This window comes from Sorangium sp. So ce119 (assembly GCF_051524405.1).
Taxonomy (GTDB): domain Bacteria; phylum Myxococcota_A; class Polyangia; order Polyangiales; family Polyangiaceae; genus Sorangium; species Sorangium cellulosum_G.
In genome coordinates, this window is record NZ_CP150310.1 from 11,023,557 (window position 1) to 11,042,040 (window position 18,484).

Annotated in this window: 15 protein-coding genes; 6 read left to right on the forward strand and 9 right to left on the reverse strand. The window is 70.4% G+C overall.

All coding sequences use genetic code 11. From position 1 onward, the window contains the following. Positions 1 to 201 precede the first annotated feature (201 nt). From WME76_RS41605 to WME76_RS41635, 7 genes are all read right to left on the reverse strand, one after another. Entirely contained in the window at positions 202 to 1,368 is a 1,167-nt protein-coding gene (locus WME76_RS41605) for an SMP-30/gluconolactonase/LRE family protein (RefSeq protein WP_437957703.1), read from the reverse strand. 381 nt (positions 1,369 to 1,749) lie between these two features. After that, positions 1,750 to 2,853 (reverse strand): cytochrome c biogenesis protein/redoxin, encoded by a 1,104-nt coding sequence (locus tag WME76_RS41610; protein ID WP_437957704.1) that lies wholly within the window; start codon positions 2,851 to 2,853, stop codon positions 1,750 to 1,752. A gap of 21 nt (positions 2,854 to 2,874) precedes the next feature. Then, entirely contained in the window at positions 2,875 to 3,627 is a 753-nt protein-coding gene (locus WME76_RS41615) for a zf-HC2 domain-containing protein (RefSeq protein WP_437957705.1), read from the reverse strand. Then, positions 3,567 to 4,151 (reverse strand): RNA polymerase sigma factor, encoded by a 585-nt coding sequence (locus WME76_RS41620; RefSeq protein WP_437957706.1) that lies wholly within the window; start codon positions 4,149 to 4,151, stop codon positions 3,567 to 3,569. Before WME76_RS41620 ends, WME76_RS41615 begins: the two co-directional genes overlap by 61 nt. Positions 4,152 to 4,418: 267 nt before the next feature. Continuing rightward, positions 4,419 to 5,726 carry a DUF3237 domain-containing protein gene (locus WME76_RS41625; protein WP_437957707.1) on the reverse strand — a complete coding sequence of 436 codons (1,308 nt, stop codon included), beginning with the start codon at positions 5,724 to 5,726 and terminating at the stop codon, positions 4,419 to 4,421. A 163-nt stretch (positions 5,727 to 5,889) separates the two neighbouring features. Beyond that, on the reverse strand, positions 5,890 to 6,522 hold the full coding sequence (locus WME76_RS41630; RefSeq protein ID WP_437957708.1) for a hypothetical protein: 633 nt from the start codon (positions 6,520 to 6,522) through the stop codon (positions 5,890 to 5,892). A gap of 377 nt (positions 6,523 to 6,899) precedes the next feature. Continuing rightward, positions 6,900 to 7,085, reverse strand: a complete 186-nt coding sequence (locus tag WME76_RS41635; protein WP_437957709.1) for a hypothetical protein — start codon at positions 7,083 to 7,085, stop codon at positions 6,900 to 6,902. Positions 7,086 to 7,489: 404 nt separating this feature from the next. Here WME76_RS41635 and WME76_RS41640 point away from each other — a divergent pair, with 404 nt between their 5' ends. From WME76_RS41640 to WME76_RS41655, 4 genes are all read left to right on the forward strand, one after another. Then, positions 7,490 to 8,467 (forward strand): hypothetical protein, encoded by a 978-nt coding sequence (locus tag WME76_RS41640; protein WP_437957710.1) that lies wholly within the window; start codon positions 7,490 to 7,492, stop codon positions 8,465 to 8,467. A 122-nt stretch (positions 8,468 to 8,589) separates the two neighbouring features. Continuing rightward, on the forward strand, positions 8,590 to 9,138 hold the full coding sequence (locus WME76_RS41645; RefSeq protein ID WP_437957711.1) for an RNA polymerase sigma factor: 549 nt from the start codon (positions 8,590 to 8,592) through the stop codon (positions 9,136 to 9,138). Positions 9,139 to 9,187: 49 nt separating this feature from the next. Then, entirely contained in the window at positions 9,188 to 9,967 is a 780-nt protein-coding gene (locus WME76_RS41650; RefSeq protein WP_437957712.1) for a hypothetical protein, read from the forward strand. Positions 9,968 to 10,033: 66 nt separating this feature from the next. Next, complete coding sequence (locus tag WME76_RS41655) at positions 10,034 to 10,870, forward strand: DUF7107 domain-containing protein (protein ID WP_437957713.1); 837 nt, start codon at positions 10,034 to 10,036, stop codon at positions 10,868 to 10,870. 81 nt (positions 10,871 to 10,951) lie between these two features. Here the strand turns inward: WME76_RS41655 and WME76_RS41660 are convergent, their stop codons facing one another. Then, positions 10,952 to 11,893 (reverse strand): LysR family transcriptional regulator, encoded by a 942-nt coding sequence (locus tag WME76_RS41660; RefSeq protein WP_437957714.1) that lies wholly within the window; start codon positions 11,891 to 11,893, stop codon positions 10,952 to 10,954. Positions 11,894 to 12,018: 125 nt separating this feature from the next. On the opposite strand from WME76_RS41660, the gene WME76_RS41665 reads away from it, so the two are divergent. Next, positions 12,019 to 13,227 (forward strand): Acg family FMN-binding oxidoreductase, encoded by a 1,209-nt coding sequence (locus WME76_RS41665; RefSeq protein ID WP_437957715.1) that lies wholly within the window; start codon positions 12,019 to 12,021, stop codon positions 13,225 to 13,227. A gap of 30 nt (positions 13,228 to 13,257) precedes the next feature. Here the strand turns inward: WME76_RS41665 and WME76_RS41670 are convergent, their stop codons facing one another. Further along, positions 13,258 to 13,743: a hypothetical protein gene (locus tag WME76_RS41670; protein WP_437957716.1), complete on the reverse strand. Its 486-nt coding sequence runs from the start codon at positions 13,741 to 13,743 to the stop codon at positions 13,258 to 13,260. Positions 13,744 to 14,524: 781 nt separating this feature from the next. On the opposite strand from WME76_RS41670, the gene WME76_RS41675 reads away from it, so the two are divergent. After that, positions 14,525 to 18,463: an RHS repeat-associated core domain-containing protein gene (locus WME76_RS41675; protein ID WP_437957717.1), complete on the forward strand. Its 3,939-nt coding sequence runs from the start codon at positions 14,525 to 14,527 to the stop codon at positions 18,461 to 18,463. The last annotated feature ends 21 nt before the right edge of the window (positions 18,464 to 18,484 follow it).

Genomic DNA, 18,484 nt, shown 5'->3' on the forward strand with positions numbered 1-18,484 from the left:
CCGCCCCCACGGGTGAGCCGCTTCATGCGCTGGCCTCGCGGAGGCGCGCGGCCCGAGCGGCGACGGCGAGACTGCCGCCCTCGCCGAGCGGCCGCGCACGAGGCATTCAGGCTGGCTGGGCCTCAAGCTCTGTATGCGGCGCATGGCGGCGACGGGCGAGGCCGTCACCGCGCCGGTGAAGCGAGACGGCGGGCCACGCCCTCAGTAGGGATGCCCGGGGATGTTCACCCCCATCGAATAGAGCGAGTCGCCCGCCGTGATGTAGAGCGTCTTCCGATCGGCCCCGCCGAACGCGATGTTCGACGCCTTGCTCCCCACCTCGATCGTGCCGAGCCTCGCGCCGCCCGGCGCGATGACCTCGACGCCGCGGAGCCACCCGACATAGAGGTTGCCCGCGCAGTCGACGCCCATTCCATCAGCGTCCTGGAGGTTCGAGGCGAACCCGGAGGAGGGGCCGGGCGCGCCGCCGTCGTCCAGCGAATATCGTCGGATCTGGCCGCCGAAATCGCCGGCGTAGAGCGTGCGCCCGTCGGGCGCGATCGCGACGCCGTTCGGCTGGGCCATCGTGTCCACGACGCTCACCTCGCCGGACGGCGACACGCGGTACACAGCCGTCGGCAGCTCCGGCCGGCCGGTGAGCTGGAACTCCGGATCCGTGAAATAGACGTTCCCGTCGGCCCGCACGGCGACGTCGTTCGGCGAGTTGAACCGCTTGCCCTGATAGGTCTCGGCCACAGGGCGCCGCGCCTTCGTGCCGAGGTCGAAGATGGAGATGCTGCGCGTGTCGTGGGTGCACGCGATCAGGTTCCCGTCCGCGGATAAACCGAGGCCGTTCGTCGAGCTGTTCTCGACGAACACCTCGAACGCGTCCGGAGGCGTGAACCGGTGGATCGTCGCCCGCGGGCCATTGAGCGGCGGCTGGTTCTGCTGCATGAGGTGAATCTCCGAGAAGAACAGCGCGCCGAGCTCGGCGACCCAGACCGGCCCCTCGACGTAGTCGAACCCGCCCCGCACCCGCTGCGCCCTGCGGTCCGCCGGCAGCGGATCGGCCGCATACGGTCCTCCCGGGCAGATCCCCTGGTCGCCGCCCCCGTCGCCCCCTCCGCCGAGCCCGCCCTCTCCGAGCCCGCCTCCGCCGCTCCCGCCGCCCGCGCCCGCGCCCGCGCCATCGCCCCCTGCCCCGCTCGTCGTCGTCGTCCCGCTCGCGCCCGGGCCGGCGCTGCTCCCCGTGGCGATCTGGCCTCCGGTGGAGCCGCCCGGATCGGCGCCCCCCTCCGACGAGGATCCGCCAGGATCGCCGCCGTCACCACAGCCGCCCCCGGCGGCGGACAGGATTCCCGATAGCAACAATGAAAATCGAGCTCTCATAAGCAAGGACCTCCGCGCCGAGAGGCGCTCAACATGACTTACCACATGTCACCAGCAGGCTGCGGCCAAAACCAGGCGCATGGGCAGGAGTGCCCACCCTGGGGAATCCCCTCACGTTGCAGCCATTTCCGCGGGGAAATTGAACAGGGAAGGGGGAGACAAGGAGTGTTTGAAGAGGTTCCTCCCCGTCTCTCCGCCTCCCTGTGAATTTTCCGAAAAATTCGAGGTGATGCCTCGGGTGCCCACCGGCTGTATCTCTCTTTGGCGATCGAGGTTCCGTGGCTCATCCGGAGGGTGTCTCCTGCCCGAACGGGTACGTGGCGCTCCGCGGAGCTCGGGTGTTTCCGGGGGTGATGAGGGAGAGCGCCCGGCCGCGGGCGCTCACAGCGCAGGGGGGCAAGCCTCGCCGCGGACGTCGCCGATCAGGCTCGCGAGCCGCTGGCGGGGCAGCTCGCCGACGGCGCGCTCCACCTCCTGCCCGGCGGCGTCGACGCTGAGGAACGTCGGCACGAAGCGTACGTTGTAATGGGCCGCGAGGGCCTGCCCGCGAGGCTCGTCGACCCGGATGCGCACGACGGTGTCGTCCTCCCTGGTGCAGCGCGCCTCGAGCTCCTTCACGAGCGGCGCCATGCGCTCGCACACCGCGCAATGCGCGCTCTCGAACTCGACCAGCCGGGGCTTTCCCTCGGGCAGCGCGACGTCGCCGTGCTCCACGGCGCCCTCGGGGGCAGCGCACGCGCCGGCGGGGCCGGTGTCGCAGGGCGCGCTGGCTGCCACGGTCGCCGCGGGGGCCGGCGAGAGGGCGCCCAGACGGCCGGTCGCGAACGCGATCCCGAGCGCCACGAGCAGCGCCCCCGTCGCGCGCTGGAGGACCGGCGTGGCCGGCATCACGCGACGCGCGAGCTCGACGGCCGTGGGCCCGGCGAAGGCCGCGACGACGAGCGGCGCGGCGAGGCCCGCGGCGTAAGCGCCGAGCTGGATGGCGCCGGTGAGCGGGCTGGCGCCCGCGCTGGCCGCGTAGGTCAACGCGGCGCCCAGCACCGGGCCGACGCACGGCGTCCACCCTGCCGCGAAGGCGATCCCGAAGAGCATGCCTCCCCAGAAGCCGCCCGCGCCCGGGAGGCGGGAGAGGAGCGGGCGCGCCTCGCGCTCCAGCCACGGCAGGCGCAGCACGCCGAGGAGCTTCGCGCCGAAGAGCGCCAGGATCACGCCGGACGCGACGGTGAACGCGCCCCGGTGGGGCGCGAGGGCCGCGGCGATCGCCGACGCGCCGGCGCCGAGCGCGACGAGCACGATCGCGAGGCCGAGCGCGAAGCCGATGCCGGCGAGGCGCACGCTGCGCTTCACCGCGGCGCGGTCTGGACCGCCGAGCGCCCCGGCGCCGCCCATGGCCGACAGGTAGACGGGGAGCATCGGGAGCACGCAGGGCGACGCGAACGTCAGCAGCCCGGCGCCGAAGAGCGTGATCAATGAGCCGATCGTCATGAGTCCTCGTGATGGGCGAGATCAGGGCCTTCCAAGCGCCGGCGCGAGCGCCGCCACGTCCACCTCGGCGACCGCGAGCACCGGCTGCTCCACGCTCCTCGCGCAGATCGCGTTGCCGAGCGGCCCCCGGGTGCACCCCACGCCGCGCCCGGCCAGCGCGCGCGCGGCCGTCGCGGCGTCGGAGCTGGGCGGCGGCACGAACACCGTGAGCGGCTTGTCCCCGCTCTCGTACATGAGCGCCGCCGTGCGCGTGTCGCCGATCTGGCAGAGACGCGCCCCGAGCAGCCGGGCGCCGGAGACCGCCGGGACGGTGACCGCGTAGCCGAGCTTCCCCTCGAGCCACCCGGCGACGGCGCCCGGATCCGACGACTCGAAGTCGCACGGGCGCTCGCGCGCGAAGCCGCGCACGTGGTGGGTCACGAGCTCGTCCGCCATCGCCGCGCCCACGCCGCGGCTCGGGCTGCCGACGAGCAGCGCGGCGGCCGCCGCGGCCGCGGCGAGGGCGGCCGTGATCGCCCAGCGGCCGCGGCGCCGCGCGCGCGCGGTCCGCGCGTCCCGCGCGGCGGCCTCCGCCCGATCGCGCAGGCGCTTCGGGACCTCCCCGTCCGCCTTCGCGACGAGCGCGCGCCGCACGCCGCCGAGGACCTCCACGGCGCGCCGGCAGGGCCCGCAGACGGCGAGGTGCGCCTCGATCCGCGCCGCGTCCTCGGGCGTCACCTCGTCGTCGTGCCACGCCGAAATGTTCTCGAACCACTCGCGGTTGCACCCTGCCATGACGTCTCCTCGCGCCGTTCGGAGAGGCCCTCGACGAGCGCCAGCCGCGCCCGCGAGAGCCGTGATCGCACCGTGCCCACGGGGCACCCCTGGAGACCGGCGATCTCCTCGTAGGAAAGATCCTCGACCTCCCGCAGGAGCAGCGCCTCGCGCCACTCCGGGGGCAAGCGCGCGAGCGCGCGCTCGACCTCGTCCGCGAAGCCGCGCTGGAGCAGCTCCGCCTCCAGATCGCCCTGCGGCTCCGGCACCGCCTCGGCGCCGCGCCCGCCCTCGATCACCTCGAGGCGCTGCCGCGCCCCCCGCGTCGCGTTGAGCAGCACCGATCGCTCGATGCGGAGCAGCCACGCGCGCATGCGATCCTCGTCGCGCAGGTCGGCGTGCCGCTCGATCGCGCGCACGACCGTCGCCTGCGCCAGATCCTCCGCGTCCTGCTCGGAGCGCGTCAGGCGGCGCGCCGCGCGCAGGAGGCACGGGAGCTCGGCGAGGAGCCGGTCGACGAACGATGCGTGGGGAAACGTGGGCATGGGCTGGACCGGGAGCAGGGGGGCCTCAGGCCACCTGGTTCCCCGGACACTCCCAGGACACGGCGAGCCCCGCGAAAAGTTCCTGACCGCGCGCGAAGTTGGCGGCGAGGCGATCCGGCCCACCGGGACGGTGGCGGACGACGCAGGGGGGCGGACGGCAGCCCTTCGGTCCCGTGGGCCGGGTTACCGGGTGCGATCGGCCCTTCGCCGCTCCGGCGCGGGTGCGGGTCCACCGCCACCTCGCGCCGCAGCCGGACAGAGGCTGTTCTACCGGCGTTCGTAGAAGGTGAGGCTCACCCCGCCCGCGGCGCCTCCCGGGTCGGAGCTCACGTATTGCTTCGTGTTGAGGATCGCGTAGGGGCCGTCCGCGCGCGTCTCGAAGACCGGGATGAGCGCGCCGAACGGTCCACAGTTCCTCACCACGATGACCTCGCCGTCGTTCGAGGAGAGCGCGTACCTGGCGTCCAGCACCGTTGTCGCGCCGATGAGCTGGTAGTCCGCGCCTCCGGGGAGCACCGAGCCTGACAGGCCGCTGAGGAGCATTCCACCGGTGACGGTGCCCCCGGTGATGGGAATGATGTTGCGCGTGCCGCGCTTGCTCGCGCCGACGGAGATGGAACCGCCGAGCGTGACGGTCTCGGTGAACACGCTCGAGCCCCTCGCCCCGGTCGCCGTCGAGCACTCCCACGATTGGTTGGGAACGCCCTCGGGATCCTTGAGCTGGATCTTCGGCTCTGCGGCGGCCACGTCGGCGATGTCGTAGATGTCGAGCTGGATCGTGCCCGCCGCGGCGTCGACGACGCGGGTGCCCGCGAACTTCCCGGTGTTGAGCCAGGCGAGCGAGCTCGATGTCGCGACCTCGAAGTCGGGGACGACCCGGACGACCCCATCGCCGGCGGCGGCGACGCCGCAGGTCCGCAGGTAGATGAGGGCGCCGTCGCTCGCTCTCAGGATGTTGATCTCCTCGAGCTCGACGGATCCGTTCGACAGCGTGAGCTCGAGATCCATGCCGCCCGTGAGGAACGTGGCCTGGATCTTGTCGCCCGTGAGCGTGCCCCCCTTCACGTCGAGGAGGCGGCGGTGCCCGAACTGGGTGGTCCCGACATCGTGGGTCTCGCCGAGCTCGAGCGTCGCTCGAAAGACGGGCTTGCCGAGCGTGGGGAGCGGAATGCCGTCGGGCATGCCGCATGTCCACGAGGGGTCGGGGACGATCGTCGCCTCGTCGCCGCCGGCGCTGCCGCCGCCGCCGCCGGTGCCTACGCTCCCGCCTGCGCTGCCGCTGCCGCTGCCGGTGCCGGTGTCCACAGCGCCGCCGGTTCCGGTGCTTCCGCTGCCCGCGCCTCCGGTGCCGGCGTCGCCCGTGGTGCCGGTCGTCCCACCAGGACCGCCCGACGTCGCGTCGCCCGAGCCGCTGCTCGTCGTTCCTGTGCTGCCATCCTCGCCTGCCTGACCACACCCAGCAGCGCAGAGGCCAAGGATCCCGATCATCAAGAGCTTCATGGGCAGACCGTCCTCGCGCCACCCGAACCAGGTGACCGCGACGACTTCGTACCCGAGCCCTCGGGCGCGAGGCATAGGCATACTCACCTATGCCTCGATGCGAGACGCCACGCCTCCCCTGGAGGACTGGGCGATCCGGGTGAGCGTCAAATTCTACTGATGATGAATTTGTGCCTGCGCCGGCCCACGCGACCGAGCGCACCGGCACCCGCGCCGCCAGCGCCGCGCATGCGGCGGCTCAGCTCATCGCGTGCACCGCCTCGATGAACGCCTCGCACCTGGCGAGGTCCTTCGTGCGATCCGGCAGCTCGAGCGAGGTGCACGCGTCGACCGCCCAGGGGCTCACCTCGCGGATCGCAGCGACGACGTTCTCGCGATTCAGCCCTCCGGCGAGCATGACGGGGCGTCGTGAGGCCTTGACGATCCGCGCACATCGTTGCCAGTCAGCGACCTTCCCCGTGAACCCGCTGCGCTGTGGATCCGAGGGATCCAGGCAGGTGTCCAGGATCAGGCAACCAGCGAACTCGTCGAGCTGGCTCGCGATCTCGTCAGAAGCCAGCACCGCGCTCGATCCGGCGGCGCGCACCGGGACCGACGTCATCAGGGAGGGCTGTGGCGCCAGGCGCGTCGCCAGCTCTCGCAACGAGCCATCGTATTTCCACTCGGTGGGCGTCAGGAGATAATCGGAGGAGACCATCCGCCCGACCGCCTCGATCTCCGAGATCGTCGACGAGAGGATCAGCAGGCACGTCCCGACCTTCGCTCGCCGCGCTCGTTCCACGATCCGCCGTGAGAGATCCAGGGCATCCTCGGCGCGCGGCTCCACAGCCCAACCCACGAGGTCGACGCCCATGGCAAACAGCGCGTCCATCTCTGCGAGCGAGGGACGACGGCAGAAAATCTGAACCTTGACCCGATGCACGATTGGCCTCCTGCTGGCTCGCTGCTCCCGGAGCAGCCACCCGGCGTCGCGACCTCCACAGGGCAGCGCCGCACCACGCCTCTTCCGGCTCGGTCCACCGCGCGCCTCGCGCCCGCGCGTTCATCACGGCGCCAGACGTCCGTCATGGCGCGATGGTCCGTGGAGAACGGGTCCTTCCGATCCCCCCGCGGCGCGCCACGAGCTTCCAGCCTCCCCACGTCCAAGACGGAATGACGAGGTAATGCTGTACTGGATCTCACCAGTTTGCGTCCACCAAAATCGACGGATTCACTCGCCTGGAGTGCTGTCGACCCCACGGTAAAATTTCAGATTGCCTGAGCGCCCCCGTGTCGGAGACCGCGCCAGGCGGGCCGCACGAGGTGGAGCGCGCCGGGAACCAGGCTGTACGCGAGGAACCCGTCGTCGAGCGCGAGGAGCGTCGGCCCGCTCTCGACCTCGCGCGGGGGCGCGAACAAGCGCGCGTCCTCGTCGAGGATCGCGAGCTTGTTCAATGAGCTTTGCCTCCTTCAATCTCGTTCACCCCGGGGACAAATGCAGCGTCGTTTCCGGTCGTCATCTCTTGGGTACCTTCTCGGTTCGAGCCTGCAGCCAGTCAGTCCAGGAATGCCGAGCGCGCGATGCCCCGGAAAGGATGGCAAGCCGGACCGCTCTGGACGAGCTCCCGCCCGCCGACGTCAGACGGGCCATCCGGTCGCATTCCACGAGGGCGCCCGAGCGCGCCGAGCGACGCCCAGCGCCGCGCGCGCGGCGGCGCGCCTCCTTGGCCCCGTGATAGGGTGCGGCGCGCATGCGGTTGTCACGCACACGGGCGCAAGCGCTGCTTTTTACCATCGTGGTTCCGTGCGTTTCGCCCCTCGTTTCGAGCGCCGCGCGCGCCGACGATCGCCCCTTCGCCTTGCGATGGACGGCCCCCGCCGACTGCCCCGCGGCCGCGGCTGTCGAAGCCGAGATCACCCGGCTCCTCGGAGACCAGAGCTCCCCCTCGAACGGCACAGTTCGGGCGGCGGGCACGATCACGCCCGTGGGCACGGGCTTCGTGCTGTACATCGAGCTTTCCCGCGAGGGATGGACGAGCGCGCGAACCGTGCGCGGCGCGACGTGCCGCGCGCTGGCCGACGCGGGCGCCCTCATCGTGGCGATGGCGATCGATCCGGAGGTCGCGACGCGCTCGGGCACGGAGGCGACGGGCGATCGCTCGAGCGCGGGGGCGCGCCCCGCCCCGCCCGCCCCGGAGCCCCCGCCCGCCGCGGCTCGAACCGCCGAGCCCACGCCGCGGAGCGACCCGCCCGAGCCCGTGCCCCCGACGACGGAACAGGAGCCGCCGACGGAGGGCGCGGCCGAGAGGGGCCCGGTGTTTCGCGTCGGCCTCGGCGTCATGGGCGATCTGGGCACGATGCAGGGCGTCAGCAGCGCCATCGAGGCCTGGGCCGGCGTCCTCGTCGGCCCCGCGCGGCTGGAGGCCGGGGCATCGTTCTGGCCCGGGAACACGGCGGAGTCCGCAGCCAGACCCCAGAGCGGCGGGACCATCGATCTCGTCGCCGGCTCGCTCACGGCGTGCGCCCTCTTGCCGCCTCTTGCGCGCGCCGCGCGACCGCACTTCGAGGTCGGTGTACCTTGCGCCGGTCTCGAGCTCGGACGCATGCACGCCGAGGGGTACGGCGTGAGCGACCCGGATGAAGGGTTCGCTTTGTGGGCGGCTTTACGCGGCGGTGCGGCGGCCGCGTGGGTCATCGCGCCGTGGATGCGTCTGAGGCTCCGTCTCGAGGCGGTGGTGCCCCTCAAGCGCCCGCGTTTCGTGCTCGAAGGCGTCGGCGACGTCCACGAGCCGAGCGTCGCGGCGCGGGCCGCCCTGGGGCTCGAGCTCGCGTTGTGATGGGCGTGGTCGTTTTTCTTCACGGGATCGGCGCGCGCTGGCCATGGGCGAGAGTGGCCGTCCGTGCCGTCCCCCTGAGTGCCGCCTCTGCCGGGGCGGAGGTCGCGCCCCCGGCGGATGCGGTGAGCTGCGAGGTCGCGCTCGAGTTCGACGCGATCTACGAGCGCTACTTCGATTTCGTCTGGCGCAACGTACGCCGGCTCGGCGTCCCGGACTGCCACGCGGACGACGCGGTGCAGGAAGTGTTTCTCGTCGTCCACCGAAAGCTCCCGGCGTTCGAGCCCCGTTCCACGCTCCGCGCGTGGCTCTCGGGCATCGTCGCGCGCGTCGCGGGGGAGCACCGCAGGGCCTACGCGCGCAAGAGCCCGCTCGCGAGAGCTCTTGTCCCGCCCCTCGATCCAGACGAGGTGGAGAGCGGCGCGGCCGGCTGTGACGAGGCGCTGGAGCAGGCGCAGGCGACGCGGCTCTTGCACACGCTGCTCGAGGGGCTCGACGACACCAAGCGCGCCGTCTTCGTCCTCGCGGAGCTCGAGCAGATGACGGCGCCGGAGATCGCGGAGGCGACCGGGGCCAACGTGAACACCGTCTACGCGCGCCTCCGGGCGGCTCGAAAGGAGTTCGAGCAGGGCGCGGCGCGCCTGCGGGCGCGCGAGGGGTGGAGGTCGCGATGAACGCAAGGCCCCGGCGCGCGGCGGGAAGCACGCAGAAAGGAAGGGAGGCATGAGTCAGCTCGGGCCTCTGTCGCGCTCGATCGTCGAGGCCGCCCGCAACGGCGACAGGAGCACGGCGGCGGACCGCGCGCGCGTGCGCGCGAAGCTCCGCCGGAGCCTGGCCGTCGGCACGGCCCTCACGGCGGGCGGGGCCGCGAAGGCCGGCTTTGCGATGATCTCGGCGAAGGCGGCGCTGCCGTGGGGAATCGCGGCGCTGCTCGCGCCCGCGGCGGTCGTGGCCACGCTGCACACGACGCAGGGCGAACCGAAGGCCGTTCCGCGCGCGAGCAAGGCCGGCGCCGTGGTCACCGAGCGGGCGCGCCCGGCGGCCGCGGCGCGGCCGGCGGCGAGCGACGACCGCGCGCCCGCGAGGAGCCAGCGCGAGCCGGCTTCGCCGATCGAGCCCGCGGAAGACAGGAAGCTCGACCCGTCCCCGGCGGCGAGCGAGCGGCCCACGACGCCCGGGAGGCCGCCTCGGTCCGCGCCTTCCGTCGGACCGGAAGCGCCGCCCGGGGTGCCGGCGGAAGACCCGCTCGTCGCCGAGACGCGGCGGCTGCGCGAGGTCCACGAAGCGCTCCGGCGTGGCGACCCGGGGCGCGCGCTCTCGCTGCTCGACGCCGCGGATGCGGGCGGGCAAGAGCTGCGGGAGGAGCGGGCCGCTGCCCGCGTCGTGGCGCTGTGCAACCTCGGCAGGACAGCGGAAGGTCGCGCGGCGATGCTCGACTTCCTGCGGAAGAGCCCCGGCTCGCCGTATTCGGGTCGCGTCCGCTCTGCGTGCGAAGGGAAATGATCCGAGAGGGCTTTTCTTGCACGGATCGCTCCGCGCGCGGCCATTGGCCAGTAGAGAGGAGCGATCATGAAGATCCAGACGTTCATCAGCGCAGCGGGCCTGACGATTGCCACGATGATGTTCGCGTGTGCCACCGAGATCATCGGGATCGGCCATGATGAGCAGCAGGTCGTGTGCGATTCCGATGCCGCATGCGGCGCAGGGGAGACGTGCGGCGCGGGCGCGTGCCAGCCGGGCTGCGTCGCGGACGCGGAGTGCCCTTCAGGGCGCTCCTGCGTGAGCGGCGCCTGCGTCCCTGGCACGGTGTCCAGCGAGTGCGTGGCGGACGCGGAGTGTCCTGCGGGACACTACTGCGTGAGCGGCGCCTGCGTCCCTGGCACGGTGTTCTGCGAGTGCGTCGCGGACGCAGATTGCCCCGGGGGCACCTTCTGCATCGAGGGCGAGTTCTGCAGTCACGGCGATGGGTCCTGCACGATAGACGCCGACTGCCCCGTCGAGGGGCAGTCCTGCAACGAGGGCCTTTGCGAGGGCCCCGGGGGGCAGGCCTGCACGTCGGACGCGGAGTGCTTCGACAACCACGTGTGCATCAGTGAAAGCTGCAAATCGACTCTGCCGGCGAGGGGCACGGAGTACTGCGTGCCTCTGATCGACCCCGAATGCGTCGTGGACGCGGACTGCCCTGGGGATCTCCTCTGCGCCAGAAATGGTGCCTGCCTTGCTGATGGCCCTGCGCCCTGCACGATCGACGCCGACTGCCCCCACCGTGGTCAGATCTGCGGCGACGGGGTCACGTGCGAGGGGCCGTCCGTGGGGGGGCCCTGCACGTCGGACGCGGAGTGCTTCGAAAGCGAGGTGTGTATCAGTGAGCTCTGCAAGTCCACGCAGAGCGATGGAGGCCGCTGAAGCGCCGCGCGGCCGATTCTCGGCGGTGAACCCGGGATCGACAGCGGCGCGACCCGACCCACGTCGAGCCGAGCCGCGGCTTCACTCGACGCGGCGGCCAGGCGACGCCTGCCGGGAGGCGGGAGGCGCGCCGATGACCTTGACGATCTGAGCGCGCAGCCAGCGATGGCCGGGATCGTCGTGCATGCGCTCGTGCCATACGGCAGAAGCGCGGTCCAGCCCGAGCTCGACGGGGGGCCGGGCCGCGCGGAGGCCGAAGGGCGCCGCGAGCGCCGCGACCGACGCGGGACACGTCACCACGAGATCGGAGGCCGCGACGAGGAAAGGCACCGTCACGAAATGCTGGACCTGCGCGACGACCCGGCGGCGCCGCCCCACCACCTCGAGCGCGCGATCGACCAGGCTGCCTGGCATGCCGTGCGGCGCGATCAGCACGTGTCCGAGCTCCAGGTAGCGCTCCAGCGTGAGCCGCCGCGACGCGGCGGGGTGGCCCTCGCGCATCAAGGTGACGAAGCGCTCGTCCGGCAGGCGGAGCTGCCGCAACGACGGCGGCACGAGGAACTCGGGGACGAACGCCAACTCGGCGGTGCCCCCCTCGAGCCGCTTCACGAAATCCGCGTCGGCCCGGTCCACCTGCACCGCGGCGCGCGGGGCCTCGCGCGCCAGGATCGGCATGAGCCGCGGCAGGGCGGCCGCCTCGAGCAGGTCGTTGCCGAGCAGCACGAACCGACGCTCGGACGTCGAGGGATCGAACGGCGCGCCCGCCTGGATCGCCGCCCGCAAGCTCGCCAGCGCCTGCGCCAGCGGGTCGGCCAGCGCCTGCGCGCGAGGGGTCAGGGCGAGCAGCGGCCGCCCCGGCGCGAGCAGCGCATCGCCGAAGAACTCGCGGAGACGCGCGAGCCGCTGGCTCGCGGCCGACTGCGTGATGCCCAGCCGCTTCGCCGCGCGCGTCACGTGCCGCTCGCGCAGCAGCACGTCGAGCGCGAGCAGGAGGCTCAGGTCGTCGGGGAGGTCGCCGGGCATCAGCGACTCTAATACAACCTATTCGGGGCATTCACTTTCCTAATCCTCCGCGCCGCCTCACCTTCTGCGTGTGGCCGTCGCTCCTGGAGCTCGGCCCGACGTCTTCCGGAGGGATGGAGCGGATCATGAAGCGAATCACGGACATGGAACCCAGGATCTCCCGGCGGCGCCTCCTCGGAGGCGTCGCGACGCTCGCCGTCGCCGGCGGCATGGGCTGGTACGCGGCCGGTCGGGGCGTGTTCGATGACCGGCGGGGAGCGCCGTTCGCGCCGTGGACCGCGTTCCGCGGGGAGCGCGGCGGCGGGCCGATCGAGCTCGTGCGCGCAGCGGTGCTCGCCGCGAGCCCGCACAACACGCAGCCGTGGCTCTTCGAGCTCCACGAGGACCGGATCGACGTGTTCTCGGATCCGTCTCGATCGCTCGGCGACATGGACCCGTTCGGGCGCGAGATGCACATCGGGCTCGGCTGCGCGATCGAGAACCTGGCGCTCGCGGCGGGCTCGATGGGCTGGACGACTCGCGTGGAGCTCGGCGCCGGACGACTGCCGCTCTTCGACACCCGGGCGGCGCCGCCGACCCGGGTGGCCACCGTGCGGCTCGAGCCAGGTGGGGCGGAGTCGCCGCTCGCGCGGGCCATCGCGGAGCGGCACACGAACCGCGGCCCCTACGGAGCGCAGCGCGTGCCCGCCGCGGCGCTCCAGGAGCTGTCGAGCCTGAACGAGGATCGCGCGTCGATCGAGATCGTCTGGCTCGAGCGCCCGGAGCAGCGGGAGATCTTCGCGGCCCACACGCTGCGAGCCACCGAGATCATCGCGCGCGACGCGTCGATGATCGAGGACAGCGACGCGTGGTTCCGGCTCACGCCCGAGGCGGTGCGGGCCCACCGGGACGGGCTGACCTTCGACGTGATGGGGCTCGGCCCGCTGCTCACGACCGCCGTGAAGCTGATGCCCAGGCCGTCTCCGGAGCGGATGCACGACGACTGGCTCCGCGTCACGCGCGACGTCCATCTCGCGGGCGACCCCATCACCGGCGTCATCGCCGCCCGCGATCGCCACGACCTCGGCGCGACGCTCCGCGCGGGGCGCCTGTGGCAACGAATGCAGCTCTGGGCGACCGCGCGCGGGATCGCAATGCAGCCGCTGAGCCAGGTGCCGGAGGTCATCGACCGCGAGCGCCAGCTCGGGCGAGCGCCGGCCATGGAGCGCTCGTTCGCGGGGGCGCTGCGTCTCGGCGACTGGCAGCCCACGATGGCGTTCCGGCTGGGCCATGCGGTGCGAGCGGGCGTGCCCGGGCTCCGCCGCGCAGCGGAGGACGTGATCCGCGCGCGCTGAACACCCGGGGGAGAAGGCATCACGTGGGCGCTAGCTCGTGGCCGCGCCAGGGCGGAGCTGCACGGGGGGCGGGGTCCGCGTGATGCTCCGCCAGGTGTCGACGGCCCAGTCCCGGTCCGACTCGTCCTTGCAGACGATGGTGCAGCGCGCGAGGCGGCCGGCCTCGGGACACACCATGATCGCCATCAGCACCCAGCACGGCTCCGGCTCGTCATCGCTCTCGCCGTGCATCCACAGCGCGGCGCCCGCGAGCGGCCCCGCCTCGTGCTCGTAGCGCAGCCCGGACATCTCGTGTGGAGGGAAGGTGTCCAGCACCTCCTTGGCCGCGAAGGGGGCGCCGTCGTGCCGCCGGTAGATCATCGACGAGAGCGAGACCTCACGGCGCTCGCCCGGATCGAACATCCGCAGCGTCTCCCCGCCGTACAGGAGCTCGGAGTCGAAGGAGGGATCGACCTGGATGGCCCAGCCGCAATGGAAGTAGAACCGGATCGGGATGAGCTCGCAGGTGGGTGGCATCGCGGCCGTCAGCGTAGGCGCTCGGCGCGGCGAACGCACGCCGACCTGCCCCGGCCTGGCCGCCGGAGGGCGGGGCGGGGCGGCGACGGCGGGGGGCGGCGGTGGCGGTGTGGCGCGGCGACGGCGTGGCGCGGCGGCGGCGGTGTGGCGCGGCGATGGCCGGCAGCCGGCGCGCTCAGCCGGCGAGGCCGGGCCGCCCGGGCGAGAAGGGCGACAGATCCAGCGGCGGCCGTTCGCCCGCGTGCGCCTGCTCGCGCTCGACGAGGACGCGGCGGGCCGCCGCCCCAGCTGCGCCGTCGCCTGTGGCCTCGAGATGGGGTTGATGATGCCGGCCGCCCCCCAGGAGGCGCCCCTCCCCCGCCTTGCGCTCGAGGACGCGGACGAACAGCCGGCTCCGCGCGAGGGCGAGCGCCGACGCGCACTTCGCGCGTCCTCTGGATTGCCCATCGGCAGGGGATCGAGAGGGATACCTGATGGAAAGGTCGTATCGGAGCTTCGGAAGGATGCTCGGCGGGAGCCGAGGTGTTCCGTTGGCTGGATGCCGCGGACGAGGAGGTCTCTTCATGCCCGTGCTCCCGGTCGGACGGCAAGCCGTTTGACGCGCCCGACCTCGTCAGCGCATCACGGTGGCGTGAGCGCTCGATGACGCTCCTCCGATGCCCCTCCTTCGGCTGCAGCGTCCGTCCTCCGAAGAAGAATTTTTGTGGTCGCGATACCTCGCGGTCCTGGTTAGCATGATCCCACTGATCGGTCATCCACGGCTCTCCCGGAAAACACACCGATGGCACGCACCGCGCCTGTACCGAACATCCCCGCAATCCCCGGAATGAACCCCGGCGTCTTCGTCGCCGGTGGAGGCGGTGCAGGCGGCGGAGGACGCGGAAAGGGTGGTAGTGGGCGGGGCGGTGATCAGAGGGCAGGCGGCAAGAATGGTAATGCAGACCCCGGCGGTGGCGGCAAGAGTACCAAAGGCTGCAGCCCCGGCGCGAACGGTGGATGCACCAACTGCAGCCCAAGTATCTCCAGAGGAGATCCCGTCGATGTCATCTCGGGAGAGGTCTTCACGATCCCCGAGACAGATCTCTCCCTGCCGGGATTTTTCAACCTCGAGATCACCCGCTCCTATTCCTCTGCTCGGCGAGACGAGGACGTAGGGCTGGGATTCGGCTGGAGACACAGCTTGGCCTGGACGCTGGAAGAGACCCGACGCGGACTCGTCCTGCGAGCAGGCGACGGCGGCGTGGAAAACCTTCCGGCGTTGGATGCCATCGGCGATCAGGCGTCGGCCGGGCCGTGGGGGATCTTGCGCACTGAGGTGGGGTATCTTGTAAGGCCCGGCAGCGAGTTCATTCATTACTTCGCCAAGACAGAGCCGACATCCTCTCTGTACCGGCTGGTCGCAGTCAGCTATCGAGCCCGTGGTTGGCTGCGACTGAGCTATGAGGCTGGGCGCCTGACACGCGTGATGGACTCCGCGGGCCGTGCCATCGTCTTCGAAGGTACGCGGGAAGGGCGAATTCGTTCGATTTCCGTGCCAGATCCCAACGGGAGCTCGATTGCCTTCGTTCGCTTCGAGTATGATGCTCGCGGCGACCTGATCGAAGCCGTCGACGCCGATGGCTACTCAATGCACTACGGGTACGACGAGCATCACCGCCTACAGCGGCTGGAATACCCGAGCGGCATCGTGTTTCACTTCGTGTACGATGACGAGGGGCGCTGCGTCGAGACCTGGGGCAGCTATCCGGGGCACGCCGATCCTGCATTGGCGCTCGAAGCGCCTGCTGTCCTTCATGACGGGCACCCGGCAAAAGGGATATATCATTGCCGATTTGTGTATGACGGCGACTACACCGAGGTCGTCGACTCCGTGCGGCTGCAGCGCTTCTTTGGCGGACCATCGGATGAGATTGGCAAGGCCGTGAGCGCTCGGGGCGGAGTTACGACGCGCACTTACGACGATCGAGACCGCATGACGTCGCTAACCGATCCGACAGGGGCGATGTGGACATGGCAATATGATGACATGAACGCGATCGTCAGGGAGACAAATCCCGACGGCCAGACCATCCACGTTCGGCGCGACGCGCTGGGTCGAGAGCTCGAGGTCATCGATCCCGCGGGCGGCGGCACGACGATTGGTCGCGAGCGATCGGGCGAAATCGTATACATGCGCGATCAGACAGGTGGATTGATCCAGTTTAATCATGTCGATCGCGGTATCCCGCGCGAGATCATCGACGAACGCGGCGGGAGACATCTGTTTGAGTACGACCACCACGGAAACTGCACGGCGCGCACGTTTCCAAACGGGGCGCGTTACCAGTTTTCGTACGATTACTGGGGGCGTCTGCTCCGGGTCGTGAACCCGCTCGGTCACGAAACACATCTCCGGTACACCCGGTCGGGTCGCTTGACACACCTCGTGGATCAACTCGGACGAACCACGAACTATCGCTATGACGGGATGGGCAACCTGGCCTCGCTCACCGAAGCGAACGGCAGCACGACGACCTATGAGTACGGTGGGTTGAATTGGCTCACGCGAGTCGTGCACCCCGACGGGTCGGAGCTTCGCGCGTACTATAACCGCGAGGGATGGCTGCTGTACCACCTGAACGAGCGAGGCGAGAAGTCCGAGCGCTCGTACTTGGCAGACGGGAACCTCTCCGCGGAGCGCCAGTTCCATGGCACGACCATCCGCTACCAGCGCGATCTGCTGGGGCGCATCACGGGATACGACGAGGGCGATGGTCCGCATGAGCTGAAGCTCAGCCCGGCGGGGCAGATCCTCGAGCACATCGCGCCCGACGGCTCCGTACAGCGCTTCGAGTACGACGCTCGAGGCGAGCTGATGGTGGCGTCCTCTGTGGGGGTCGAGATCACGTTCGAGCGCGACGCGGCGGGCCGGATTACCAAAGAATCCGTCACCGTGGAAGGGGCGATGTATGTCGTTCAGAGCTGGCGCAACGAATCCGGAGATCGTTTGACGCTTCGTACCTCCTTGGGCCACGAGCTGCGGGTGAAGCGAGACGCGAACGGTCGCGTTGCAGCGCTGGAGGATCGCGACGGTCGCATCCTGTCCATCGCGCGAAGCCCGCTCGGCTCCGTGCAGCGCATCGATCTCGCCGACGGCGGGGCAATCATCGATGCACGAGACGCCGCCAACCGCCTGCGGCGCCGCCATGTCGAGCGACCGCGAGAAGGCCAACCAAGACACGAGCCGGAGCGGATCGGGGCCGATCGCGGAGGCACGGTCGAGCACCGCTATGAGTACACCGATATTGACGAGCTCCGCAGCATGTCCACGTCTGCCGGACAGACCGATGTGTTCGAGTACGACGCGAGGAAGCGGCTCGTATGCAAGCAGCGCAGCGACGGCAGGCGCGAGGATTTTTACGTTGATTCTTGCTCTAACTACAGCGAGATCAACGTTCGTGGCCTCGAGCGAGCCTACACACAGGGCAACGTTATCGCGACGCGTGGGAACACCCAGTACATCCACGACGCGCGAGGTTACCTCATCACAAAGATAGTGCGAAATCCGGCATCGCCGACCCCGGAGACATGGCGCTACTCCTGGAACGCATATGGTCTTTTGGAGAGCGTCGATCGCCCCGACGGACTGCGCGTGGAGTTCCTCTACGACGCCTTCGCGCGCCGGGTCGCGAAGCGTACGCTGCGAGACGGGAGGGTCACTGCCCGATACCACTATGTCTGGGACCTCATGTCACTGATCCACGAGGTCAAGGTTAGTGATTCAGGAGGGCCGGAGTCGGTGCGTACCTACCTGTTCGAGGACGCCGAGGATTCGATGCCGCTTGGCCACCGCGACGGCTCAGGAGGCGCGTGGGTCTACTACGTCGAGGACGTCATCGGGACGCCGACGGACCTGGTCGATGCGACCGGTCAGGTTCTGGGAAGGCTCGAGCGCTCGGTCTTCGGGAAGGCCCGGCCAACTCCCGGATCGCAGGAAACGACGCTGTTTCGCTATCCAGGCCAGTACGAGGATTCCGAAACCGGTCTTCACTACAACCGCTATCGCTATTACGACCCCGAGATCGGGAGGTACATAAGCCCCGACCCTATCGGCTATTTCGGTGGGCTCAACCTGTTCGCCTATGGCCCGAATCCGATCGGTTGGCCCGATCCTCTGGGGCTGGTCATCGCCCAGTTGACGGGCGCGCCAGCGGTGTTCCAGAATTTCGCGGGCAACCCAGGCGGATTTCCGTCGGGCGGCGTGACATCGCCGGGGCTGAATGCTCCCCCCGTGGGGTTCAATCCTCGCAACAATGGATGCGGCGAGCAGAAGTTCGCGCAGGAATTGCTCGCGTTCGGAAAGACGCAGCAAGCGCGGGACCTGCCGCGCCGGCAGCGCAAGTACAAGCTCGAGGGAAAATTCCCACCGTGTCCCACCTGTCACGCAGCGCTGATGCGCGCTGCGGCCGACACTAATTCAACCGTGGAGTACATGTGGGAGCAGCCAGAGGGCGTGCAGAACAAGGTCAGCTACAAGGGCAGCAAGAACGGTTCGTGCAAGGTGAAGGGGAAGGGGGCGGCAGGCAAGGAGGTTGCCACGGGCTACGACCACGACCTAGGCCCTGCTGCCAACCGGAAGGCTACGACAACACAGGGCTATTATGGCGTCGCATTCAGTAGCAAGTCAGACGCTACCTACGAGAAGTTGCGGCAGCAACAGAAGAGTGAGAAGAAGCAATGAAAAGGGGTGCGAGAACCGCGT